The 23,089-nt window shown below is 73.8% G+C and carries 21 protein-coding genes; 4 read left to right on the top strand and 17 right to left on the bottom strand.

Features of this window, described 5'->3' with window-relative positions; translation table 11 throughout:
- The first annotated feature begins 4 nt into the window (after positions 1 to 4).
- Both ABD973_RS08855 and ABD973_RS08860 read left to right on the top strand, forming a co-directional pair.
- Positions 5 to 2,077, top strand: coding sequence for a penicillin acylase family protein (locus ABD973_RS08855; protein WP_345499649.1), 2,073 nt, complete (start codon positions 5 to 7; stop codon positions 2,075 to 2,077).
- Positions 2,074 to 2,688 carry a GNAT family N-acetyltransferase gene (locus ABD973_RS08860; RefSeq protein ID WP_125822589.1) on the top strand — a complete coding sequence of 205 codons (615 nt, stop codon included), beginning with the start codon at positions 2,074 to 2,076 and terminating at the stop codon, positions 2,686 to 2,688. The genes ABD973_RS08855 and ABD973_RS08860 overlap by 4 nt, the downstream gene beginning before the upstream one ends.
- Here the strand turns inward: ABD973_RS08860 and ABD973_RS08865 are convergent.
- The 13 genes from ABD973_RS08865 to ABD973_RS08925 all read right to left on the bottom strand — a co-directional run bounded on the left by ABD973_RS08865 (position 2,666) and on the right by ABD973_RS08925 (position 17,134).
- Positions 2,666 to 3,475, bottom strand: a complete 810-nt coding sequence (locus tag ABD973_RS08865; protein WP_345499652.1) for an alpha/beta fold hydrolase — start codon at positions 3,473 to 3,475, stop codon at positions 2,666 to 2,668. The two genes, ABD973_RS08860 and ABD973_RS08865, sit on opposite strands and share 23 nt — an antisense overlap.
- Before the next feature lie 68 nt (positions 3,476 to 3,543).
- Complete coding sequence (locus ABD973_RS08870) at positions 3,544 to 4,200, bottom strand: cysteine hydrolase family protein (protein WP_345499654.1); 657 nt, start codon at positions 4,198 to 4,200, stop codon at positions 3,544 to 3,546.
- Between the two features lie 79 nt (positions 4,201 to 4,279).
- Positions 4,280 to 5,272, bottom strand: coding sequence for a GlxA family transcriptional regulator (locus ABD973_RS08875; protein ID WP_125822586.1), 993 nt, complete (start codon positions 5,270 to 5,272; stop codon positions 4,280 to 4,282).
- Positions 5,273 to 5,414: 142 nt separating this feature from the next.
- Positions 5,415 to 6,926, bottom strand: coding sequence for an Asp-tRNA(Asn)/Glu-tRNA(Gln) amidotransferase subunit GatB (gene gatB / locus ABD973_RS08880; protein WP_125598454.1), 1,512 nt, complete (start codon positions 6,924 to 6,926; stop codon positions 5,415 to 5,417).
- A gap of 16 nt (positions 6,927 to 6,942) precedes the next feature.
- Positions 6,943 to 7,188, bottom strand: a complete 246-nt coding sequence (locus ABD973_RS08885) for a hypothetical protein (RefSeq protein ID WP_125598451.1) — start codon at positions 7,186 to 7,188, stop codon at positions 6,943 to 6,945.
- Positions 7,185 to 8,684 carry an Asp-tRNA(Asn)/Glu-tRNA(Gln) amidotransferase subunit GatA gene (gatA, locus tag ABD973_RS08890; RefSeq protein ID WP_125822585.1) on the bottom strand — a complete coding sequence of 500 codons (1,500 nt, stop codon included), beginning with the start codon at positions 8,682 to 8,684 and terminating at the stop codon, positions 7,185 to 7,187. The genes ABD973_RS08885 and gatA overlap by 4 nt, the downstream gene beginning before the upstream one ends.
- A 5-nt stretch (positions 8,685 to 8,689) precedes the next feature.
- The gene (gene gatC / locus ABD973_RS08895; RefSeq protein ID WP_007266718.1) at positions 8,690 to 8,986 is read right to left on the bottom strand and encodes an Asp-tRNA(Asn)/Glu-tRNA(Gln) amidotransferase subunit GatC; all 297 of its coding nucleotides are present in this window, start codon (positions 8,984 to 8,986) and stop codon (positions 8,690 to 8,692) included.
- A 160-nt stretch (positions 8,987 to 9,146) separates the two neighbouring features.
- Positions 9,147 to 11,339 (bottom strand): putative bifunctional diguanylate cyclase/phosphodiesterase, encoded by a 2,193-nt coding sequence (locus ABD973_RS08900; protein WP_125598444.1) that lies wholly within the window; start codon positions 11,337 to 11,339, stop codon positions 9,147 to 9,149.
- 381 nt (positions 11,340 to 11,720) lie between these two features.
- A complete protein-coding gene (ligA, locus tag ABD973_RS08905; RefSeq protein ID WP_345499658.1) occupies positions 11,721 to 13,931 on the bottom strand; it encodes an NAD-dependent DNA ligase LigA in 2,211 nt (736 codons plus the stop codon).
- Between the two features lie 31 nt (positions 13,932 to 13,962).
- A complete protein-coding gene (locus ABD973_RS08910; RefSeq protein ID WP_345499660.1) occupies positions 13,963 to 14,946 on the bottom strand; it encodes a methionine synthase in 984 nt (327 codons plus the stop codon).
- On the bottom strand, positions 14,943 to 15,632 hold the full coding sequence (locus ABD973_RS08915) for an SDR family oxidoreductase (protein WP_125598435.1): 690 nt from the start codon (positions 15,630 to 15,632) through the stop codon (positions 14,943 to 14,945). The genes ABD973_RS08910 and ABD973_RS08915 overlap by 4 nt, the downstream gene beginning before the upstream one ends.
- 64 nt (positions 15,633 to 15,696) lie before the next feature.
- Complete coding sequence (locus ABD973_RS08920; protein WP_125822582.1) at positions 15,697 to 16,041, bottom strand: DUF1330 domain-containing protein; 345 nt, start codon at positions 16,039 to 16,041, stop codon at positions 15,697 to 15,699.
- 88 nt (positions 16,042 to 16,129) lie between these two features.
- A complete protein-coding gene (locus tag ABD973_RS08925) occupies positions 16,130 to 17,134 on the bottom strand; it encodes a GlxA family transcriptional regulator (protein ID WP_345499664.1) in 1,005 nt (334 codons plus the stop codon).
- 125 nt (positions 17,135 to 17,259) lie between these two features.
- Here ABD973_RS08925 and ABD973_RS08930 point away from each other — a divergent pair, with 125 nt between their 5' ends.
- Positions 17,260 to 18,183 (top strand): NADP-dependent oxidoreductase, encoded by a 924-nt coding sequence (locus tag ABD973_RS08930; protein WP_345499666.1) that lies wholly within the window; start codon positions 17,260 to 17,262, stop codon positions 18,181 to 18,183.
- Here the strand turns inward: ABD973_RS08930 and mnmA are convergent.
- Positions 18,180 to 19,319, bottom strand: coding sequence for a tRNA 2-thiouridine(34) synthase MnmA (gene mnmA, locus ABD973_RS08935; protein WP_125822579.1), 1,140 nt, complete (start codon positions 19,317 to 19,319; stop codon positions 18,180 to 18,182). The genes ABD973_RS08930 and mnmA overlap by 4 nt on opposite strands.
- 68 nt (positions 19,320 to 19,387) lie before the next feature.
- On the opposite strand from mnmA, the gene ABD973_RS08940 reads away from it, so the two are divergent.
- The gene (locus tag ABD973_RS08940) at positions 19,388 to 20,059 is read left to right on the top strand and encodes an N-acetylmuramoyl-L-alanine amidase (protein ID WP_345499668.1); all 672 of its coding nucleotides are present in this window, start codon (positions 19,388 to 19,390) and stop codon (positions 20,057 to 20,059) included.
- On the opposite strand, the gene ABD973_RS08945 is transcribed toward ABD973_RS08940, so the two are convergent.
- The 3 genes from ABD973_RS08945 to ABD973_RS08955 all read right to left on the bottom strand — a co-directional run bounded on the left by ABD973_RS08945 (position 20,052) and on the right by ABD973_RS08955 (position 22,876).
- Positions 20,052 to 21,215 (bottom strand): cysteine desulfurase family protein, encoded by a 1,164-nt coding sequence (locus tag ABD973_RS08945; RefSeq protein ID WP_125822577.1) that lies wholly within the window; start codon positions 21,213 to 21,215, stop codon positions 20,052 to 20,054. The two genes, ABD973_RS08940 and ABD973_RS08945, sit on opposite strands and share 8 nt — an antisense overlap.
- 104 nt (positions 21,216 to 21,319) lie before the next feature.
- Positions 21,320 to 22,171: a thioesterase family protein gene (locus tag ABD973_RS08950; RefSeq protein ID WP_125822576.1), complete on the bottom strand. Its 852-nt coding sequence runs from the start codon at positions 22,169 to 22,171 to the stop codon at positions 21,320 to 21,322.
- Between the two features lie 48 nt (positions 22,172 to 22,219).
- Positions 22,220 to 22,876 (bottom strand): trimeric intracellular cation channel family protein, encoded by a 657-nt coding sequence (locus ABD973_RS08955; protein ID WP_125602156.1) that lies wholly within the window; start codon positions 22,874 to 22,876, stop codon positions 22,220 to 22,222.
- Positions 22,877 to 23,089: the final 213 nt, after the last annotated feature.

Genomic DNA, 23,089 nt, shown 5'->3' on the forward strand with positions numbered 1-23,089 from the left:
AGTTGTGACTACAGAGCCCTACGAGGTCTACCGCGACAGCTGGGGCATCCCGCACCTGCGCGCAGCCGACCCCGCCCACCTCTCCTACGCCCAGGGCCGGGTCACCGCCCTCGACCGGGCCTGGCAGATCGAAGTGGAACGGCACCGCGCCCAGGGCTCCAGCGCCGCCTTCCTCGGCGCGGACTGCGTCCCCTGGGACCGCTTCGCCCGCCAGGCCCGCCTCGACGACACCGCCCGCCGCTGCCACGAGGCCCTCGACGAGGACACCGCCGCCTGGTTGCGCGCCTACGTCGACGGCGTCAACTCCGGCCTCGCCGAGGGGGCCGCCCGTGACGAGCGCTTCGCCCGCACCGGCCACACCCCCACCCCCTGGGAGCCCTGGGTCCCGCTGTCGGTCTGGATCGCCACCCACGTCCTCTTCGCCGGCTTCGCCACCAAGCTCTGGCGCGAGCGTGTCGCCCGCGTCCTCGGTGACGGCGCCGCCACCCTCTTCGCCACCGACGGCCCCGGCACCGCCGGGAGCAACGGCTGGCTGGTCCCGGGCGAACGGACCGCCACCGGCGCCGCGATCATCGCGGGCGACCCGCACCGGTTCATTGAAGACCCGGGCGTCTACCAGCAGATACGCCTCTCCTGCCCCGAGTACGACGTCCTCGGCCTGGCCGTCCCCGGCGTCCCCGGCCTCGCCCACTTCGGCCACACCGGCAGCACCGCCTGGGCCATCACCAACGCCATGGCCGACTACCAGGACCTCTACGCCGAGCGGCTGCGCCCCGCGGGCGACGGCCTGGAGGCGCTCGGGCCCGACGGCGCCTGGGAGCCCGTCACCCGGCACACCGAGACCATCGCCGTGGCCGGCGCCGCCGACGTGGAGGTGGAGGTCCTGGAGACCCCGCGCGGCCCGCTCGTCGTCCAGGGCGACGCCGACGGCCTCGTCCCCGACGGCGCCGACGCCCTCGCCCTGCGCTACCCGCCGCGCGTCCGCCGCGACCTGGGCTTCGCCGCCCTGCCCGCGCTGCTCCGCGCCCGTACCGTCGCCGACGTCGACCGCGCCCTCGACGGCTGGGCCGAGCCGGTCAACGTCGTCCACGCCGCCGACTCCGAGGGCGGCCTGCTGCACCGCGTCGCCGGGGCCGTCCCGCTGCGCGACGGCGCGAACCGGCTCCGGCCGGTGCCCGCCTGGGACGCCCGGCACGCCTGGCGGGGCTGGGCGGCCACCCCCGCCGAGCCGGTCCAGGGCTTCGCCGTCATGGCCAACGCGCGCGGGATCGCGTCCCCGCTCGGCGTGGAGTTCGCGCCCCCGCACCGCGCCGACCGGATCCGGGAGCTGCTCGGCGGCTCGTCCGACTGGTCCCCGAAGGCCATGGCCGACGTGCACGCCGACACCTACCTGGCCTCCGCCGGGCCGCTGCTCGCCCTGCTGCCCGCCCCCGACGGCCTCTCCCCCGCCGCCGCCCGGCTGCGCGATCGGCTCCTCGCCTGGGACCGGCACATGGCGGCCGACAGCACCGACGCCGCCGCCTTCGCCGCCTTCCGCAGCGCGACCGTACGCCGCCTCGCCGCCGACCCCGTCTTCGCCGGCCTGGCCCCGGCCCCCGCCGGCCCGGAGGTCTTCCACCCCTGGCTGTACCTCCTGCCCCGCGTCGGCTACGCCCTGGAGGGCCTGCTCACCACCGGCCTCCTCCCCGGCCTCGACCGCGCCGCGCACGTGCGCGCCGCCCTGGAGGAGACGGCCGGGGCCGGCGCCCACGACACCCCCTGGTCCGGCCTCCACCTCCTCGCCCCCTGGTCGGCACTGCCCGACCCGGACGCCGAGTGGCCGGGCCTGGGCGGCGACCACGACTGCGTCAACGCCACCTCCTCCGTCCCCGGGTTCACCGACCGCGCCGCCCGCGCCTCCGCGGCCCGCTACGTCTGGGACCTGGCCCGCCGCGAGGACAGCCTCTGGGCGGTCCCGCTGGGCGCGGACGGCGTCAGCGGCTCCCCCCACCACCGCGACCAGCTCCCCCTCTGGGCACGCTGCGAACTCGTCCCCGTCATCACCGACTGGGCCCGCCTCACCAAGGAATCCGTATGAGCACCGGCTCCGCCGCCGCCCCCGCGTCCACCCGTACGCCCGTCCACACCCAGCACGTCGAGGGCTTCGGGACGGTCACCATCACCCCCGTCGACCCCGCCGCCGACTCCGCGCTGATCCACTCCTGGGTCACCGAGGAGCGGGCCCGCTTCTGGGGCATGGCCGGGGCCAGCCGCGAACTGGTCCAGGAGATCTACGAGGACGTCGACCGCCGCACGACCCACCACGCGTTCATGGTCCACCGCGACGGCGAGCCGGTCGCGCTCTTCCAGACGTACGAGTGCGCCGAGGACCGGGTCAGCGAGTGCTACGACGTCCTGCCCGGGGACGTCGGCGTGCACCTGCTGATCGGTCCTGGCAAGGGCGGCGTCGAGCACGGCTTCACCGGGGCCCTGATGAGCGCCTTCATCACGTACGTGTTCTCCGACCCCGCCACCCGCCGCGTCGTCGGCGAGCCGGACGCCCGCAACGCCAAGGCCATCGCCCTGCTGGAGCGGACGGGCTTCGAGCTCGGCCCCGAGGTCGAGCTGCCGGAGATCGACCTGCCGGAGGTCTACCTCCCGGCGAAGCCGGCCCGCCTGGCCTTCCTCAGCGCGCCGGACGCCCGCTGAGGAACTCCGTGACCAGGGCGGCCCATTCCACGGGGCGCTCGGCGAACGGAAGGTGCCCGGTGGGCAGTTCCGCGCGCCGGGCGTCCGGCAGGGCCCGCGCCAGCTCCTGCTGGGCGGCCCGCGGCACGAGCCGGTCCCGGGTCGTCTCGACGACCAGGACCGGTACGCCGATCCCCGCGAGTTCCGCGCGCAGGTCCGTGCCCTTGATCAGGGCGGCGTGGTCCCCGCTCCCGGGCGGCACCGTGGACGCGGTCCCCCGCACCGCGTCCTCCAGCTGCCCGGGGCTCAGCGCCTCCAGCTGCTCCTCACTGAGCACGAGCGGTACGAGGAGCCGCGCGAGCAGCTCGTTCTCCCCGCGCCTGGCCAGCTCGGACCACAGCTCCCCCACCAGCCCGATGCCGTGCCCGGCCCGCGCGAAGCTGGCGGTGAGCACGAGCGCGGTGACCCGCTCGGGGTACCGGGTGGCGACCCGGACGGCCACGTTCCCGCCGAGCGAGTAGCCGAGCACCGCGAACCGCTCCAGCCCCTCGGCGTCCGCGGCGGCCACCAGCCGGTCGGCCAGCTCGTCGAGACTCAGCGGCTCCCCGGACTTCGGGGTGCCCCCGGCGCCGGGGTAGTCGACGCCGACGACGCTGTGCCGGGCGGCGAGCGCGTCCAGCAGCGGCCCGAAGTTGGCCTCCACCGACCCGCCCGCCCCGTGGGCCAGCAGCAGGCCGGGGCCGCCGCTCTCCGTACGGACGGTGCGGGCGTAGTGGGCCGGGTGGGCCGTGGACGTGGTCGCGGACATGCTGATCCCCCAGTTCTTTCCGTAGCGGTCGCTACAGAAAGAAACCTACCCCATTTGGCTAGCGATCACTACAGAAGCCCGTCCACCTCGGGGACCACCACGCCGAAGAGGTCGGCGACGGTGGTGAGGGCGGCGGCCTGGAGGGCCGCGGCGGGCAGGACCGTACCGTCCGGGGCGGCCAGGGCGCGGGTGGCGGTGGCCTCGGCGACCACGGTGGGCCGGTAGCCGCGGTAGAAGGCGCCCTCCGCGGTGAAGCTGACGCACATGTGCGTCATAAACCCGGCCAGCACCAGGTCCTTCCCGCTGCCCGTGCCGAAGCCCAGGCCGGCGAGGACCTTCTCCAGCTCGGTGGCGTGGAAGGCGTTCGGAGCCTGCTTGACCACCACCGGCTCCCCCTCGGCCGGGGCGACCTCGTCGCTGATGGCGCCGATCCGGGCGCGGACGTCGTACGGGCCGCCCTCGCCGCCGTCGTTGACGACGTGCACCACCGGCGCTCCGGCGGCGCGGGCGCGCTCCAGCAGCCGGGCGCCCGCCGCGAGCGCCTCCTCGACGCCGTCCAGGGCCATCACGCCGGTGCGGTAGGTGTTCTGGAAGTCGATCATCACCAGGACGGAGTCCGCCAGCCGGGCCGGACGCCCGTCCAGCCCGACCACCTCGCGCAGGGTCGCGGAGGCCGCGCCCGCGCTCGAGCCGGAGTTCGTGTTCGTGTTCGTGTTCGCGCTCATGAAAAACCCTCCAAAGGGGATGAATGACACGGAAGAAGGCATGGCGGAGCCGCCCCCGCTCCTCCCACGGGTGGTGGCCTCAGCCGGCCTGCGTACGGAACCGCCGGCGGTAGGCCGCCGGGGTCGTGGCGAGCTGCCGGCGGAAGGCCCGGTGCAGGGTCTCCGCCGAGCCGAGACCGGCCGCGGCCGCGACCTGGTCGAGCGGGCTGTCGGTGGTCTCCAGCACGCGCCGGGCCACCTCGATGCGGGCCGCTTCGACGTAGGCGGCGGGACTGGTGCCGGTCTCCTGGGTGAAGACGCGGGCGAAGTGCCGCTCGCTCAGGCACATCCGGGCCGCGAGGGCCGGTGCGGACAGGTCCGCGTCGAGGTGGTCGGCGATGTAGAGCCGCAGGTCGTCGATGTCCCGGCGGCCGGCGGCCGGCCGGCTGAGCGGCACCGAGAACTGGCTCTGGCCGCCCTGCCGCTTGAGGTACATCACCAGCTGCCGGGCCACCGCCAGCGCGGCCTGCTCGCCCAGGTCCTCGGCGACGAGGGCCAGCGCCAGGTCCAGACAGGCGCTGATCCCGGCCCCGGTCCACAGCCGGCCCCGGTCGGCGCGGACGAAGATCGGATCGGGGTCGACCGTGACCCGCGGGTACTCGGCCGCCAGTTGGACGGCGGTCGACCAGTGGGTGGTCGCCGTACGCCCGTCCAGCAGCCCGGCCGCCGCCAGCAGGTGCGCCCCCACGCACACCGACGCCACCCGCCGGGCGTGCGGGGCGGTCTCCCGCACCCAGGCCACGACGGCGTCGTCGGTCCGGGCGACCGGACCGTCCTCGGTCATGTCGACCGCGCCCGGCACCAGCAGGGTGTCCACCCGTCCGCCGACCTCGCCGAAGGCGGTGTCCGCGAGCAGCCGCACCCCGGCCGAGGTCCGCACCGGTCCGGCCGCGGGCCCCGCGAGGGTGACCTCGTAACCGGCCCGCCCGCCGGTCTCCCGGTTGGCCAGGGCGAAGACCTCGGCCGGGCCGGTGACGTCGAGGAGGTCGACGTCGGGGAAGACCGCGATGACGACCCGGTGGGGAGTGGGCATGACCCCATCCTCACGCGGCCCCGGCATGGCGGCAATGACGATTCCCCGTCACATCCGGACACGGCGCGGGGGCCGCGCCCGGGCACGGCGAAGGCCCCGCACCGGGGTCCGGTGCGGGGCCTTCGTCAGCGACTGCCCGGGGTCAGCCCTCGACGCCGAGGCGCTCCAGGATGAGCTCCTTGACGCGGGCCGCGTCGGCCTGGCCGCGGGTGGTCTTCATGACCGCGCCGACCAGCGCGCCGACGGCGGCGACCTTGCCGCCGCGGATCTTGTCGGCGATGGCCGCGTTGCCCGCGATGGCCTCGTCCACGGCCGCGCCGAGCGCGCCCTCGTCCGAGACGACCTTCAGGCCGCGCTTGTCGACGACCTCGTCCGGGGTGCCCTCGCCGCCGAGGACGCCCTCGATGACCTGGCGCGCCAGCTTGTCGTTCAGGTCGCCGGCCGCGACCAGGGCCGCGATCCGGGCCACCTGGGCCGGGGTGATCGGCAGTTCGTCGACCGAGACGCCCTGCTCGTTGGCGTTGCGCGCCAGCTCGCCCATCCACCACTTGCGGGCGGCGGTGGAGTCGGCGCCCTCCTCGATGGTGGCGACGATGGAGTCCACCGCACCCGCGTTGAGGATCGACTGCATGTCGTGCTCGCTGACGCCCCACTCCTCACGGAGGCGGTTGCGGCGCACGCGCGGCATCTCCGGCAGCCCGGCGCGCAGCTCCTCGACCCAGGCGCGGGCCGGGGCGACGGGGACCAGGTCCGGCTCGGGGAAGTAGCGGTAGTCCTCGGCGTTGTCCTTGATGCGGCCGGCCGTGGTGGAGCCGTCCTCCTCGTGGAAGTGCCGGGTCTCCTGGACGATCGAGCCGCCCGACGAGAGCACCGCCGCGTGGCGCTGGATCTCGAAGCGGGCCGCGCGCTCGACGGAGCGCAGCGAGTTGACGTTCTTCGTCTCCGAGCGGGTGCCGAATTCCTTCGTCCCGTTCGGGCGCAGCGACAGGTTCACGTCGCAGCGCATCTGGCCCTTGTCCATGCGGGCCTCGGAGACGCCGAGGGCCTTGATGACCTCGCGCAGCTCGGCCACGTACGCCTTGGCGACCTCGGGGGCCCGCTCGCCCGCGCCCTCGATGGGCTTGGTGACGATCTCGATGAGCGGGATGCCGGCGCGGTTGTAGTCCAGCAGGGAGTGGGACGCGCCGTGGATACGGCCGGTGGCGCCGCCGACGTGCAGCGACTTGCCGGTGTCCTCCTCCATGTGGGCGCGCTCGATCTCCACGCGGAAGATCTCGCCGTCCTCCAGCTGGACGTCCAGGTAGCCGTTGAAGGCGATGGGCTCGTCGTACTGGGAGGTCTGGAAGTTCTTCGGCATGTCCGGATAGAAGTAGTTCTTCCGGGCGAAGCGGCACCATTCGGCGATCTCGCAGTTCAGCGCGAGGCCGATCTTGACGGCGGACTCGACGCCGATCGCGTTGACGACCGGGAGCGAGCCGGGCAGACCGAGGCAGGTCGGGCAGGTCTGCGAGTTGGGCTCGGCGCCCAGCTCGGTGGAACAGCCGCAGAACATCTTGGTCTTGGTGCCGAGCTCGACATGGACCTCGAGGCCCATGACGGGGTCGTACGACGCGAGGGCGTCCTCGTACGACAGCAGTTCGGTGAAGGTGGTCACGGTGAAACTTTCCCTCTCAGCCCAGCAGGACGTCGTCGTCGCCGAGGCGCTTCAGCTCGCGGTACAGGATCGCGAGGCCGGTGGCGATGGCGGCGGCGGACACAACGGCGTCGATGAGCTTCAGCGTGTCGTGCTCGGTGCGGGCCTTGCGGGCCTGCTTGATCACGCTGATGGCACCGAAAGCGGTGGTGCCGATCGACAGGTAGGTGCCGGACTTGGACTTCTTGAAGCCCTTGGCCTTGGACAGTGCACTGGAACTCACAGCGACGGAGCCTCCTCGAGCAGCGGGTGGCCCCAGCGTTCGACGAAGGCGGCCTCGACGGCGGCACCGACCTTGTACAGGCGGTCGTCCTTCATCGCCGGGGCGATGATCTGCAGTCCGACCGGGAGACCGTCCTCCGGTGCCAGGCCGCAGGGCAGCGACATGGCGGAGTTGCCGGCCAGGTTGGTCGGGATGGTGCACAGGTCGGCGAGGTACATCGCCAGCGGGTCGTCGGTGCGCTCACCGATCGCGAAGGCGGTGGTCGGGGTCGTCGGGGAGACGATCACGTCGACCTGCTCGAAGGACTTCTCGAAGTCCTTGGTGATGAGCGTGCGGACCTTCTGGGCCGAGCCGTAGTACGCGTCGTAGTAGCCGGAGCTGAGCGCGTACGTACCGAGGATGATGCGGCGCTTGACCTCGTCGCCGAAGCCGGCCTCACGGGTCAGGGCGGTGACGTCCTCGGCGGACCTCGTGCCGTCGTCGCCGACGCGCAGGCCGTAGCGCATGGCGTCGAAGCGGGCCAGGTTGGAGGAGGCCTCGGACGGCGCGATCAGGTAGTACGCGGCCATGGCGAGGTCGAAGGACGGGCAGTCCAGCTCGACGATCTCGGCGCCGAGCTCCTTGAGGAGCTCCACCGACTCGTTGAAGCGCTGGACGACGCCGGCCTGGTAGCCCTCGCCGGCGAACTGCTTGACCACACCGACGCGCATGCCGGCGACGGAGCCGTTGCGGGCCGCCTCGACGACCGGCGGGACCGGGGCGTCGATGGAGGTGGAGTCCAGCGGGTCGTGGCCGGCGATGACCTCGTGCAGGAGGGCCGCGTCCAGGACCGTACGGGCGCACGGGCCGCCCTGGTCGAGGGAGGAGGAGAAGGCCACCATGCCGTAGCGGGAGACGCCGCCGTAGGTGGGCTTCACGCCGACGGTGCCGGTGACGGCGGCGGGCTGGCGGATGGAGCCGCCGGTGTCCGTGCCGATGGCGAGCGGGGCCTGGAAGGCGGCGAGCGCGGCCGCGGAACCGCCGCCGGAGCCGCCGGGGATCCGGGTGAGGTCCCAGGGGTTGCCGGTGGGGCCGTAGGCGCTGTTCTCGGTGGAGGACCCCATGGCGAACTCGTCCATGTTGGTCTTGCCGAGGATGACGACGCCGGCTTCCTTGAGCTTGCGCGTCAGGGTGGCGTCGTACGGCGGGATCCAGCCTTCGAGGATCTTCGAACCGACGGTGGTCGGGACCCCGACGGTGGTGAAGATGTCCTTGAGGGCGAGCGGGACGCCGGCCAGCGGGCCCAGCTCCTCGCCGGCCGCGCGCTTGGCGTCGACGGCCGCCGCCTGGGCGAGCGCGCCCTCGCGGTCGACGTGCAGGAAGGCGTTGACCTTCTCGTCCGTCGCCTCGATGCGGGCGAGGTGGGCCTCGGTGACCTCGACGGCCGTGAGCTCGCCGGAGGCGATCTTCTCGGCGGTCTGGGCGGCCGTGAGCTTGATGATGTGGGTGTCAGCCATGGTGATTAGTCCTCCCCCAGGATCTGCGGCACCTTGAAACGCTGCTGCTCCTGGGCGGGAGCGCCGGAAAGCGCCTGCTCGGGGGTGAGCGAGGGACGGACCTCGTCCGCGCGCATGACGTTCGTCAGCGGCAGCGGGTGGGAGGTCGGCGGGACGTCTTGGTCGGCGACCTCGGAAACGCGGGCGACCGCGCCGATGATGTCGTCGAGCTGTCCGGCGAAGTGGTCGAGCTCTTCGCTCTTCAGTTCCAGACGTGCCAGCCGAGCGAGGTGGGCGACCTCCTCGCGCGTGATGCCAGGCATGCAGCGATCCTCTGGGGGTGAGTGTGTAGGTTTCGGCCCCAATCCTATGGGGCCCGCCCCTGGACCTGCTAAACGGTTTGCGGCCGGCCTTCGGCCGCGGTGCGGGCGCGCCGCCGCGCGGGGCCGTCTCCCCGCGCGGCGGCGGCCCCGCCGGGGACCGCTACGGGGCCGGGGTCTCCGCGGCGGCGGCGAGCTCGGCGGTGATGTCGGCCGGGCGGCGCCAGCCGCGCTCGCCCCGGGCCAGCAGCCAGGCGGTGGCCTCCTGCGGCGGCATGGCGGCGGCGACCAGCCACCCCTGGACGGCGTCGCAGCCCAGGTCGCGCAGCCGCTCCCAGGTCTCGTCGTCCTCGACGCCCTCGGCGACCACGAGCAGGCCCAGGGAGTGGGCCAGGTCGACCGTGCAGCGGACGATCTCCGCGTCCTGCGCGTCCACCGCGAGGCGGGCGACGAAGGAGCGGTCGATCTTCAGCTCGCTCACCGGCAGCCGGCGCAGGTGCACCAGCGAGGAGTAGCCCGTGCCGAAGTCGTCCAGGGACATCTTCACCCCGTGGCCCGTGAGGCCCGCCATGGTGTCGGCGGCCCGCTGCGGGTCCTCCAGCAGGACGTGTTCCGTTATCTCCAGCTGGAGGCCGCTGGCCGGGACCCCGTGCCGGGCCAGCCGGGCGGCGACGGCTCCCGCGAAGCCGGGGGTGTGGACGTCGCGCGGCGAGACGTTGACGGCGACGGGGACCTTCAGGCCCTGCGCCCGCCAGCGGGCGACCTGGGCGAGGGCCGTCTCCAGGACGTACTCCGTCAGGTGCGGCATCAGCCCGGAGGTCTCGGCGATGGCGATGAACTCGTCGGGCGGGACCCGCCCGCGTTCGGGGTGCACCCAGCGGACCAGCGCCTCCAGGCCGGCCACCTGGCCGTCGAAGCGGACCTTGGGCTGGTAGTGGAGTTCCACCTCGCCGGCGTCGAGGGCCCGGCGCAGGTCGCCGAGGAGGCCGAGCCGGTCGGGCGTGTTGCTGTCGCGCTTGGACTCGTAGACCTCGACGCCCGTGCGGTCCCGCTTGGCCTGGTACATGGCCACGTCCGCCCGGCGCAGCAGGCCTTCCGCGTCCAGCGCGTGGTCGGGGAAGACGGCGAGGCCGGCGCTGGCCTCCAGCACCAGGGTGAGGCCGTCGAGGTCCAGCGGGGAGCTGAGCTCGGCGACCAGGTTGCGGGCGACGCGCTGGGCGCTGGTGGTGGAGTCGGTGGTGGGCAGGAGGACAGCGAACTCGTCGCCGCCGAGCCGGGCGGCCTCGGCGTCGGCCGGCAGCGCCTGCCGCAGCCGCTCGGCGATCTGGAGCAGCAGCCGGTCGCCCGCGAGGTGGCCGAGGGTGTCGTTGACGGCGCGGAAGCGGTCCAGGTCGATCAGCACGAGGGCCGACCGGGTGCCCTGGCGTTCGGCGTCGTCCAGCGCGGACCAGGCGCGCTCCAGCAGCCACTGCCGGTTCGGCAGCCCGGTCAGCGGGTCGCGCAGCTGTTCCTCGGCGCGGGCCCGGGCGATCCACAGGGTGGAGTCGAGGGCGATGAGGGGTACGGCGAACAGCGGCAGCAGGACCGGCTGGGTGCTGGCGACCACGCAGATCAGCGGGGCGATGCCGAGCAGGGCCGCGGCGACCAGGGCCTGGCGCAGGATGGTCGCGCGGGCCACGGTGGGCAGCCCGCCGCCGCGCGGGGTGAGCGCGAACCACAGCAGGATCCGGGTGACCAGCAGGTAGGAGAGGGCGACGAGGACCACCTCGGGGGCGGCGGCGAGGTCCCAGTCCAGGGGCAGCCACGGCCCCTCGACGCTCGGCGCGTCGCCGAAGGCCGCGAGGACGAGGGCCCCCGCGCCGATCCCGAGGATGTCGACGGAGCCGTGCAGCAGGCCCTGGCGCCAGCGCTGCCGGCGGGCGGCCCCGACGAGGGAGACCACGGCCAGGGAGACGAGTCCGGCGGGGATCCAGCCGTAGAGGATCAGGACGCCGAGGGTGAGCGCCGCACCGGATCCGGTGCCTCCCCACCAGCGGTCGCGGCCCAGGGCGACGAGGTGGCCGACGATGATGCCGGTGAGCAGGGCGAGTCCCCACCCCACGGAACCGCCGGGGAACAGCGCCTGACGGTTGGTCAGTGCGGAGGCGATGCCGGCGGCGAGCACCACGGCGGCGAGGCCGACGAGGGCGAGGGGCAGCGCGGTGCGCCGCCGCTCGTGTCCCGGTGTGCCCGCCGTGGTGTCCAGGGCGCGGGTCTCCGGTGTCCTGGCACCCAGGACACCGAGCCGGCCCGCCCGCACGGGCGGTGTCTCCCCGCCGGATTCAGGTGACGGGTCGGCGCTTTCGGTGGGTTTCATGCCCGTCCCTCTCACAGCCGGCGATGCCGATGCCACGCGATGGCCCCGATGTCATGCCATCACGGCTGAAAGCGCATCAGGCAGCCGCGCACGACAGGCGCACCCCACAACAGTAGGCCGCGAGAGGCTTCCAGGGGCAGCGGTCGGCGGTGGTTGCCCGAATGCGGCCCAGCCATCCTCATCAGTACGGTATCCGCCGAACGGGTGAGTTTGGACCAGGACCCCCCTGTCACCCGTCCGATGATCCGACAGCTCGCGGCCCCTCGACCAGCCGTCCACCGGCCGTTTTCCACCGGGAACCGCGCCGGGCGTGCGCCCGCCCGTACGGCCGGGCGCCATGCATCCGTTCGCCTCCGCCGCCCCTGGACGACTCCCGCGCGGTTACTGACCGCCCTCGGCTCCGGCGGCGCCCTCCAGCGGGAGCGCGGCCTCGCGCGCGGCGTCGGGACCCTGTTCGAGGAGCACCTCGAAGCCGGCGTCGTCGAGGATCGCGAGGCCCAGCTGGACGGCCTTGTCGTACTTCGAGCCGGGGTTGTCGCCGACGACGACGAAGGAGGTCTTCTTCGACACCGAGCCGGTGACCTTGGCCCCGCGGCTCTGCAGGGCCTCCTTGGCCCCGTCGCGGGTGTGGTTCTGCAGGGTGCCGGTGACGACGACGGTCAGGCCCTCCAGCGGGCGCGGCCCCTCCTCCTCGGCGGAACCTTCCTCCTCCATCCGTACGCCGGCCGCCCGCCACTTGCGCAGGATCTCCTGGTGCCAGTCGACGGCGAACCACTCCTTGAGGGAGGCGGCGATGATCGCCCCGACGCCCTCGGTGGCCGTCAGCTCCTCCTCGGTGGCCTGCTCGATGCGCTCGATCGAGCGGAACTCGCGGGCGAGCGCCTCCGCTGCGACCGGACCGACGTGCCGGATCGACAGGCCGTTGATGATCCGGGCGAGCGGGCGCTGCTTGGCCGCCGCGATGTTCTCCAGCATGGCCAGGGCGTTCTTCTTCGGCTCGCCCTTCTGGTTGGCGAAGACCGTGACGATCTTCTCCTCGCCGGTCTTCGGGTCCCGCTTGGGCAGTCCGCTGTCCGGGTCCCGGACGTACGCCTTGATGGGCAGCAGCTGCTCGATCGTGAGGTCGAAGAGGTCGCCCTCGTCCAGCAGCGGCGGCCGCGCCGGCTCCAGCGGGCCGGTCAGGGCGGCGGCCGCGACGATGCCGAAGTTCTCGATGTCCAGGCTCTGCCGGCCGGCGAGGTAGTAGATCCGCTCCCGCAGCTGCGCGGGGCAGGTCTGCCCGTTGGGGCACCGCACGTCGATGTCGCCCTCCTTCATCGGGCGCAGCTCCGTCCCGCACTCGGGGCACAGGGCCGGCATGACGAACTCGCGCTCGGTGCCGTCCCGCAGGTCCACGACCGGGCCGAGGATCTCCGGGATGACGTCGCCGGCCTTGCGCAGGACGACGGTGTCCCCGATGAGGACGCCCTTGGCCTTGACGACCTCCTGGTTGTGCAGGGTCGCGAACTCGACCTCGGAGCCGGCCACCGTCACCGGCTCCACCTGGGCGTACGGGGTGACGCGCCCGGTGCGCCCGACGCCGACCTTGATGTCGACGAGCTTGGTGTTGACCTCTTCGGGGGCGTACTTCCAGGCGATGGCCCAGCGGGGGGCGCGGGCGGTGGAGCCGAGGCGGCCCTGGAGGGCGATCTCGTCGAGCTTGACGACGACGCCGTCGATCTCGTGCTCCACCGAGTGCCGGTTCTCCCCGAAGAGGGCGATGAACTCGCGGACCTCGGCCAGGGAGGAGACGACCTTGTTGTGCCGGGCGGTGGGCAGGCCCCACTCGCGCAGCAGCTCGTACGCCTGCGACTGGCGCTCGATCTCGAAGCCCTCGCGGGCGCCGATCCCGTGGACCACCATGTGCAGCGGGCGGGACGCGGTGACCTTGGGGTCCTTCTGGCGCAGCGAACCGGCCGCCGCGTTGCGCGGGTTGGCGAAGGGCTTGCCCGAGGCCTCGACGAGCCGGGCGTTGAGCTCCTCGAACTTCTCCATCGGGAAGTACACCTCGCCGCGGATCTCGACGAGGGCCGGGACCCGGTCCCCCTTGAGGCGGTCCGGGATCTCGGCGATGGTGCGGACGTTGGGCGTGATGTCCTCGCCGGTGCGGCCGTCGCCGCGGGTGGCGGCGCGGGTGAGGCGGCCGTTCTCGTAGGTGAGGTTGACGGCGAGACCGTCCACCTTGAGCTCGCACAGGTAGTGGTAGTCCGGGGTGTTCACGTCCCGGGCCACCCGGTCGGCCCAGGCGGACAGCTCCTCGTCGTCGAAGGCGTTGTCGAGGGAGAGCATCCGCTCGCGGTGCTCCACGGAGGCGAAGTCCGTCTCGTACGCCCCGGCCACCTTCTGGGTGGGCGAGTCGGGCGTGCGCAGCTCGGGGTACTGCTCCTCCAGGGCCTCCAGGGAGCGCAGCAGCTGGTCGAACTCGGCGTCGCTGACGACCGGCTGGTCGTTCACGTAGTACCGGAAGCGGTGCTCCTCGACCTGCTCGGCGAGCAGCTGGTGCTGCTCGCGCACCGCCGTCGGTACTGCCGTGTCCTGCTGTTCGGCTGCCATGCCGTGTCCTCCCGTGGCCCGTCCTCGACCGTCACTCAGGGTTGTCGGCGAGCGACCTCGCCGCCCTGACGCAATGGGCCTGCGCCGCGCGGGCGTACGCGGGCGAGGCGCCCGCCAGACCGCACGACGGGGTGACCACGACGGACTCGGCGAGAGTCCCCGGGGCCAGTCCCAGCCTGCGCCAGAGCTTCCTGACACCCATGACGCTACCGCCCGGGTCCGACAACGGGGCATCGGTGCCCGGCACCACTCCGGTGAAGAGTTTCAGCCCGCCTTCGACGGCCTCGCCGATGGCGTCGTCCTCGCGCTCGGTGAGCAGTGAGAAATCGAACGAGACGCCCGTGGCGCCGGCCCTGTGCAGCAGCGCGAAGGGGACCTCGGGCGCGCAGGAGTGCACGACGACCTCCCCGTCGTGGACGGCGAAGAGGTCGCGCAGGGTGCTCTCGACCACCTGGCGGTCGACGGCCCGGTAGGTGCGGTAGCCGCTGGCGGAGCGCACCCGGCCGCGCAGGACGGCGGTGAGCGAGGGCTCGTCGTACTGGAGCACGATCTCGGCGCCGGGGACGCGCTTGCGCACGTCGGCGAGGTGGTCGCGCAGGCCCTCGGCGAGGGACGCGGCCAGGTCGCGGCAGGCTCCGGCGTCCTGGAGGACGGCCTCGCCGCCGTGCAGTTCGAGCGCGGTGGCCAGGGTCCACGGGCCGACGGCCTGGACCTTGAGCTTGCCGGTGTAGCCCTGGGTGAACTCCTCCAGGGCGTCGAGGTCCTCGCCCAGCCAGGAGCGGGCGCGGCGGGTGTCGCGGCCGGGGCGGTCGCTGATCCGCCAGCCGCTGGGTTCCACGTGCGCGTACATGTCGACGAGCAGCCCCAGGGAGCGGCCGATCATGTCGGCGCCGGGTCCGCGGGCGGGCAGCTCGGGCAGGTACGGGAACTCCTCGAAGGAGCCCGTCGCGGTCTTGGCGGCCTCGCGGGCGTCACCGCCGGGCAGGGAGCCGACGCCGGTGGCGCTCGCGGTCATCGGCCGGGCCTGACGGACAGGTCGTTGACCTCGGCGTCGCGCGGCAGGTCGACGGCCATGACGATGGTGGTCGCCACCGACTCGGGGTCGATCCAGCGCTCGGCGTCGTACTCCTTGCCCTCCTGGGAGTGCACCTTGGCCTGCATGGGGCTGGCGGTGCGGCCGGGGTAGACGGAGGTGACGCGGATGCCGTTGGCCTTCTCCTCGGCGCGCAGGGAGTCGGCGAGGGCCTTGAGGCCGTGCTTGGAGGCGGCGTAGGCGCTCCAGTCGGCGTGGGCGGTGAGGCCGGCGCCGGAGTTCACGAAGACGACGGTGGCCTTGGAGGCGCGCAGGGTGGGCAGCAGCAGCCGGGTGACCTCGGCGGGGGCGATCAGGTTGACGTTGAGCTGCTGGTGCCAGGTCTTGGGGCGGAGCTCCCCGACCGGTCCGAGGTCGACGATCCCGGCGATGTGCAGGAGGGAGTCGATGCGCTCGGGGACCGGCTGCTTGGAGAACGCCCATGACAGCCGGTCGGGATCCGCGAGGTCGCCCACGAGGGTCCGCGCGCCGGGGTAGCGCTCGACGAGCTGCCGGGCGCGGGCGGCGTCGCGGGCGAGCAGGACGAGGTCGTCGCCGCGGGCGTGCAGGCGGGCGGCGACGGCGGCGCCGATGCCGGAGCCGGCACCGGTGATCAGGTGAGTAGCCATACGGCCCATGCTCGCATCCGCCCGGGCCCCGCCGCCGCCTCGGTCCGCGGCCAGGCGCCGGGGGTCAGGATCCGGCGGCCTCGCGCAGGGCGCCCGCCCGCGCGGTGGCGTCGTAGTCGCCGGGTACGCCCTCGACCAGGAAGGCCGTGCCGGGGATGTGGTCGGTGCGCAGCGGGAGGATGGCCTGGTAGGCGTCGGAGGCGTACCAGGCGCGGGCGCTCTCGATGTCGGGGAAGCCGATGACGACGACGGTGCCGGGGAAGGGGCCTTCGAGGACCTCGACCTCCTTGCCGTGGACGAGGAAGCGGCCGCCGAAGGGGTCCATGGTCGCCTGGATCGCCTCGATGTAGCGCAGGACGTCCTCGTTGAGCGTCGGCCGGTGCAGGTGCGCGATGGCGTACGCGGTCATGTGGGCCTCCCCTGTCGGTGCGCCGGGCGGTCCCGGCCGTTGCTCCGATGCTGTCAGCGGGAGTCCGCGGTGGCGATTACCCCGGAGGTCATGCCCGGGCGGCGGGCTGGAAGGTGCGGCGGTAGGCGATCGGGGAGACGCCGATGGAGGCGCGCATGTGCTGGCGCAGGGAGTTGGCGGTGCCGAAGCCGGAGCGGTGCGCGACCAGGTCGACGGGGAGGTCGCTGGACTCCAGCAGGTGCCGGGCGATCTCCAGGCGCTGGGCGGTGAGCCACTGGACGGGGGTCATGCCGACCTCGTCGCGGAAGCGCCGGGTGAAGGTGCGCAGGCTCATCCGGGCGTGCTCGGCGAGTTCGGCGAGGGAGATCGGCTCGCCGAGCCGTTCCAGGGCCCAGGCGCGGGTGGCGGTGGTGGTGGCGACGGTGGGCTCGGGCACCGGCCGGTCGATGAACTGTGCCTGCCCGCCGTCGCGCCAGGGCGGTACGACGCACATGCGGGCGGCCCGGTTGGTGACGGCGGCGCCGTGGTCGCGGCGGATCAGGTGGAGGCACAGGTCGACGCCGGCGGAGACGCCGGCGGAGGTCAGGACGTCGCCGTCGTCGACGAAGAGGACCTCCTCGTCGACCCGGACCCGGGGGTAGGCCCGGCGGAACTCGGGGGCGAGGTTCCAGTGGGTGGTGGCGGGCCGGCCGTCGAGGAGTCCGGCGGCGGCGAGCACGTACGAGCCGGAGCAGATGGAGACCAGGCGGGTGCCGGGCCGGATGCCGGCGATGGCGGCGGCCACCGCGGGCGGCAGCGGGCCGCCGAGCGCCAGCTCGGGCATGGCGTGGGTGGGCGGGACGATCACCGTGTCGGCGGCGGCGAGGGCCTCGGGGCCGGCGGCGGGCTGGAGGCTGAAGCCGGAGTCGCTGGGGACGGGCTCGCCGTCGGCGGTGCAGACGACGACCTCGTACAGGGGTTCGCCTGCCGCGTCCACGGCCTGGCCGAAGACGCGCGAGGGGATGCCCAGCTCGAAGGGCGGGAAGCCGGGCAGGGCGAGGACGGCGATGAGGTGCCTGCCGCGGGGGCCGCTTCCGTCCGGGTACGTACTCATGGCCAGATCCTGTCACATGGTGGCCGGACGGCCAATACCACGGAGGTGCGCGAGGCCCGAATCTGGGTGATGTCGCCGGGCAGGGCCCGGAAAAATACGGAATCAGTCGGAAAGAGGCAGTAGAGATGCGTGCGATCGTCGTGAACGAGTGGGGCGGCCCCGAGAACCTCGTCGAGCGGGAGATCGAGCGGCCCGAGCCCGGGCTGGGCGAGGTCCTCGTCCGCGTCCACGCGGCGGGCGTCAACCCGGTCGACTGGAAGACGCGGGCGTCCGGCCACCTGATCGAGTGGGGCGAGACCCCGGTCGTCGGCTGGGACGTCTCGGGCACCGTCGAAGCCGTCGGCCCCGGCACGACCGTCTTCCGGCCGGGTGACGAGGTGTACGGCATGCCGCTCTTCCCGCGGCAGGCCGGCGGGTACGCCGAGTACGTGGTCGCCCCGGCCCGGCAGCTGGCGGCCAAGCCCGCCTCGCTGAGCCACGTGGAGGCCGCCGCGCTGCCGCTGGCCGCGCTGACGGCCTGGCAGGCGCTGGTGGACACCACGGACGTGCGTCCCGGCGAGCGGGTCCTCGTGCACGCCGCCGCCGGCGGGGTCGGGCACCTGGCGGTGCAGATCGCCAAGGCGCGCGGGGCGTACGTGATCGGCACGGCCAGCGCGGGCAAGCACGAGCTGCTGCGCTCGCTGGGCGCGGACGAGGTCGTCGACTACCGCGCCGTGGCGTTCGAGGACGTGGTGGCGGACGTGGACGTGGTCCTGGACGGCCTCGGCGGCGAGGTCGCCGAACGCTCCCTCTCGGTGCTCCGCGAGGGCGGCCGGCTGGTCACCCTCCCGGGCCCGGACGACGTCCCGGCCGACACCCGCGGCTTCCGCGCCGACTGGGTGCTGGTCGAGCCGGACCGGCTGGGGCTGCGCGAGATCGCCGCACTGGCCGACCGCGGCGCCCTGAAGCCCCTCGTGGACACGGTCCTGCCGCTGGAGCAGGCCGCGAAGGCCCACGGGATCGGCGAGCTCGGCCGCACCACCGGCAAGATCGTCCTGACGGTCGCCTAGGCGGTGGCGGCGGCCGCGGCCCGGGTCGTGGTCGCGATGGTGGCGGAGCCGACCACGCGGGTGTCGTCGTAGAGGACGATCGCCTGGCCGGGGGCCACGCCGCGGACCGGCTCGGTGAAGGTGACACGCAGCTCGCCGTCCACGACCTCGGCGAAGACCTCGGTCTCGCCGCCGTGGGCGCGCAGCTGCGCGGTGTAGGTGCCCGGGGCGGCGGGGGTGGAGCCGCACCAGCGGGGGCGGATCGCGGTGAGGGCGGTGACGTCGAGGGCCTCGACGGGGCCGACGGTGACGGTGTTGTTCACCGGGGAGATGTCGAGGACGTAGCGGGGCTTGCCGTCGGGGGCCGGGTGGCCGATGCGCAGGCCCTTGCGCTGGCCGATGGTGAAGCCGTAGGCGCCGTCGTGGGTGCCGACCTTCTCGCCGGTGGCGCCGTCGACGATGTCGCCCTCGGCCTTGCCCAGGCGCTTGGCGAGGAAGCCCTGGGTGTCGCCGTCGGCGATGAAGCAGATGTCGTGGCTGTCGGGCTTCTTCGCGACGGCCAGCCCCCGGCGCTCGGCCTCGGCGCGGATCTCGTCCTTGGTGGTGATCGTGTCGCCGAGCGGGAAGAGGGCGTGGGCCAGCTGCTTCTCGTCGAGGACGCCGAGGACGTAGGACTGATCCTTGGCCATGTCGGAGGCGCGGTGCAGCTCGCGGGAGCCGTCGGCGTTCTCGACGACGGTGGCGTAGTGGCCGGTGCAGACGGCGTCGAAGCCGAGGGCGAGGGCCTTGTCGAGCAGCGCCGCGAACTTGATCTTCTCGTTGCAGCGGAGGCAGGGATTCGGGGTGCGCCCGGCCTCGTACTCGGCGACGAAGTCCTCGACGACGTCCTCGCGGAAGCGCTCGGCGAGGTCCCAGCAGTAGAAGGGGATGCCGATGACGTCGGCCGCGCGGCGGGCGTCGCGGGAGTCCTCGATGGTGCAGCAGCCGCGGGCGCCGGTCCGGAAGGACTGGGGGTTCGCGGAGAGCGCCAGGTGGACCCCGGTGACGTCGTGCCCGGCTTCGACGGCGCGGGCGGCGGCGACGGCGGAGTCCACACCGCCGGACATGGCGGCCAGGACGCGGAGGGGGCGGGCGGTGCGCGGCAGGTTCTCAGTCATAGCACCGTCCAGGGTACGGGGAACCGGGCGGGGTCACGGCGCGTTGTCGGCTGTGGGGGGTGGATCACATGACCGAGCAGGTGGAGAAGGGGCCGAGGGGACCGCGCCGGACCCGGCGGGCGGTGCTGCTGGGCGGGCTGGGGGTCCTCACGGCGGCGGGGTTCGCGGCCCGGGACGAGATCGGGCGGGCCTGGTGGCTGCTGCCCGGGGTGTCCAAGCCGCGCAAGGAGGGCGAGCTCGACTACGCGGCCGCGAGCTGGACGGCGGCCTCGCCGGCGAACTGGCGGCTCGCGGACCGGCCCGACGACTACCGGGTGGACCGGATCGTCGTCCATGTCACACAGGGCGGCTTCGAGTCCTCGGTCGACGCCTTCAGGAACCCGTTCCACAAGGCGTCGGCGCACTACATAGTGCGCCAGGACGGCCATGTGGAGCAGATGGTGCGCGAGCTCGACGTGGCCTTCCACGCGGCGAACCGGGACATGAACGAGCGCAGCATCGGCATCGAGCACGTGGGCTTCGTCGACCGGCCCCAGGACTTCACCGACGCCCTGTACGCGGCCTCGGCGAGACTGGCCGCCGACGTCTGCCGGAGGTACGGCATACCGGCGGACCGCAGGCACGTCCTGGGCCACGACGAGGTGCCGGGCGCCGACCACACGGATCCCGGCCCTCACTGGGACTGGGACCGCTACCTGCGCCTGGTCCGCCAGGAGCTCGCGGCGGCGGCCGCTAGCTGAGGCCGGCGCTGCGGGCGCGCTCCACGGCGGGGCCGATCGCGGCGGCGACGGCGGCGACGTCCTCCTTGGTGGAGGTGTGCCCCAGGGAGAACCGCAGGGTGCCGCGGGCCAGCCGCGGGTCCGTCCCGGCCGCGAGCAGGACGTGGCTGGGCTGGGCCACCCCCGCGGTGCAGGCGGAGCCGGTGGAGCACTCGATGCCCTGCGCGTCCAGCAGCAGCAGGAGCGAGTCGCCCTCGCAGCCGGGGAAGCTGAAGTGGGCGTTGGCCGGCAGCCGGTCCACCGGGTCGCCGCCGAGGACGGCGTCGGGGACGGCGGCCAGCACGGCCGTGATCAGCTCGTCGCGCAGGGCGCCGACCTCGGCGGCGAACCGCTCGCGCCGCTCGGCGGCGAGTACGGCCGCCACCGCGAAGGCGGCGATGGCGGGCACGTCGAGGGTGCCGGAGCGGACGTGCCGCTCCTGGCCGCCGCCGTGCAGGACCGGGACGGGGCTCTGGTCGCGGCCGAGCAGCAGCGCGCCGATGCCGTAGGGGCCGCCGACCTTGTGGCCGCTGACGGTCATGGCGGCGAGGCCGCTGTCGCCGAAGCGGACGTCGAGCTGGCCGAAGGCCTGGACGGCGTCGGAGTGCAGGGGTACGGCGAACTCCCGCGCTACGGCGGCCAGTTCCGCGACCGGCATGACGGTGCCGATCTCGTTGTTGGCCCACATCACGGTGGCGAGGGCGACGTCGCCGGGGTTGCGCTCCAGGGCCGCCCGGAAGTCCTCGGGGTGCACGCGGCCGTAGCGGTCGACGGGCAGGTACTCGACCTCGGCCCCCTCGTGCTCGGCGAGCCAGTGCACGGCGTCGAGGACGGCGTGGTGCTCGACGGGGCTGGCGAGGACCCGCCTGCGGGCCGGGTCGGCGTCGCGCCGGGCCCAGTAGAGGCCCTTGACGGCGAGGTTGTCGGCCTCGGTGCCGCCGGCGGTGAAGACCACCTCGCTCGGGCGCGCGCCGAGCGCCTCGGCGAGGGACTCGCGGGCCTCCTCGACGGTACGGCGGGCCCGGCGGCCGGCGGCGTGCAGGGAGGACGCGTTGCCGGTGGCGGCGAACTGCGCGGTCATCGCCGCAGCGGCTTCCGGGAGCATCGGCGTGGTCGCGGCGTGGTCGAGGTAGGCCATGATTTTTTGATTCTACGAGTCCCCCGCCCCGCCGGGTCCCGCCCGGGTGCCCTTGGTCCGACCACCGGGCCGCCCCCTCCGCGGCCCGGTGCGGCTCTCGTCCCCTAGCGCGGGGCGCGGGCCAGCTGGCGGGACTGGGCGACCAGGCGGTCGGCGGAGTCCCAGACCTCGGCGTCCTCCTCCAGGAAGCCCCCGGCCAGGTTGCGGGTGACGATGCCCACCCGCAGCGGGCCCGGGGCCGGGCGGCAGCGGATGTGGGTGGTGAGTTCGACGGTCGGGGCCCAGCCGAGCAGGCCGAGGTCGAAGGCGGTCGGCGGCAGCGCGTCCACCGCGAGCAGCAGCGACAGCGGATCGGCGTCGCGGCCGTCGGCCAGCTCGAACCAGGCCCGCATCTCTCCCTTGCCGGAGGGCGCGCCGACCGCCCAGCCCGCGGTCGCCGGGTCCAGGCGGAGCCGGAGCCGGTCGACGATCGCGTTGCTGCCGGGGATCGGGGCCGGGCCGGCCTCGGGGCCGAGGCAGTCCTCGTACGCCGGGATGAGCGGCGGGCGCGCCACCGTGTGCACGGCGTCGGGGAGCGCGGCGAGGTCCCCGTACGAGGCGAGGACGCGGATGCGCTCGACCTCGGCGCCGTTCTCGTCGTACTGGAACAGCGAGGCCTGGCCGGTGGAGAGGGTGCGCCCGACGCGGACCACCTCGGTGCGGATCACGGCGGGGCCGGGCACGGAGGAGGTCAGGTAATGGGCGGAGACGGTGAAGGGGTCCGGGTGCGGCAGGGCCGACGCGAGGGCCCGGCCGACCAGGGCCAGCAGATAGCCGCCGTTGACGGCGGTGATGATCGTCCAGCCTGCGGACAGCTCCGCGTCGTACACCCCGGGCTCGCCCGCGCGGGCGGTGACGGTGGTGTCGCGGTCGAATTCGCTGTCGCCGATGGAGGCCTGGGCCGCTGCGTAAGACATGCCGACGACGGTACACCGGCAAGCTACTAAGCGGTAGCTTTCTCTTGCCTATACCTCTTCGGCCACCGAGGAACGTCGGTTCCAGGCCAGCGGGGCCCGCCAGTGGTAGCGCATCGCGAGCAGGCGCAGCACGAAGGTGGTGACGATGGCGATGCCGGTGGTCACCGGGTTGAGGACCTCGAAGCCGATGAACACGGCCACCATCGCGGCGCCGACGACGGCGGGCACGGCGTACATCTCGCGGTCGCGCAGCAGCGAGGGCACCTCGTTGGCGAGGACGTCGCGCAGCACGCCGCCGCCGACGGCGGTGGCCAGGCCCAGCGCCGCGGAGGCGGTCAGGCCGAGGCCGTACTCGTAGGCCTTGGTGGTGCCGGTGACGCAGAACAGCCCGAGGCCGGCCGCGTCGAAGACGTTGATGGCGCGGTTGATGCGCTGCACCTCGGGGTGGAGGAAGAAGACGAGCGCGGCGGCGATCAGGGGGGTCACGAAGAAGCTGAGTTCGCCGAAGGCCGCGGGCGGGACGGCACCGATGCACAGGTCCCGCAGGAGGCCGCCGCCGAGGGCGGTGACGAGGGCGAGGACGCAGATGCCGAAGACGTCGAAGTTCTTGCGGACCGCGAGGAGGGCGCCGGCGGTGGCGAAGACGAAGATGCCCGCGAGGTCCAGGGCGTGCTGGATGCCGGGCGGGAAGAGATCGTGGAGCACCCCGCCATTGTCGCCTGACGGCGGGGCGGGGACGTCCCCCGCCGCTGCGCTGCCGCGCGGGGGTCCGGGTGCCCGCTGCGCCGGGCGCGCGAGGAGTGCGGGCGCGGGCGGACCGCTGCGCGGGGCAGAGTCCCCTCCCCACCCTTCGCCCGTTCCCCGGGGCCGCGCCCCGGACCCCCGCGCCTCACACGCCGGCGGGGCTGTCTGTAGCCC

This window comes from Streptomyces racemochromogenes (assembly GCF_039535215.1).
GTDB lineage: Bacteria > Actinomycetota > Actinomycetes > Streptomycetales > Streptomycetaceae > Streptomyces > Streptomyces racemochromogenes.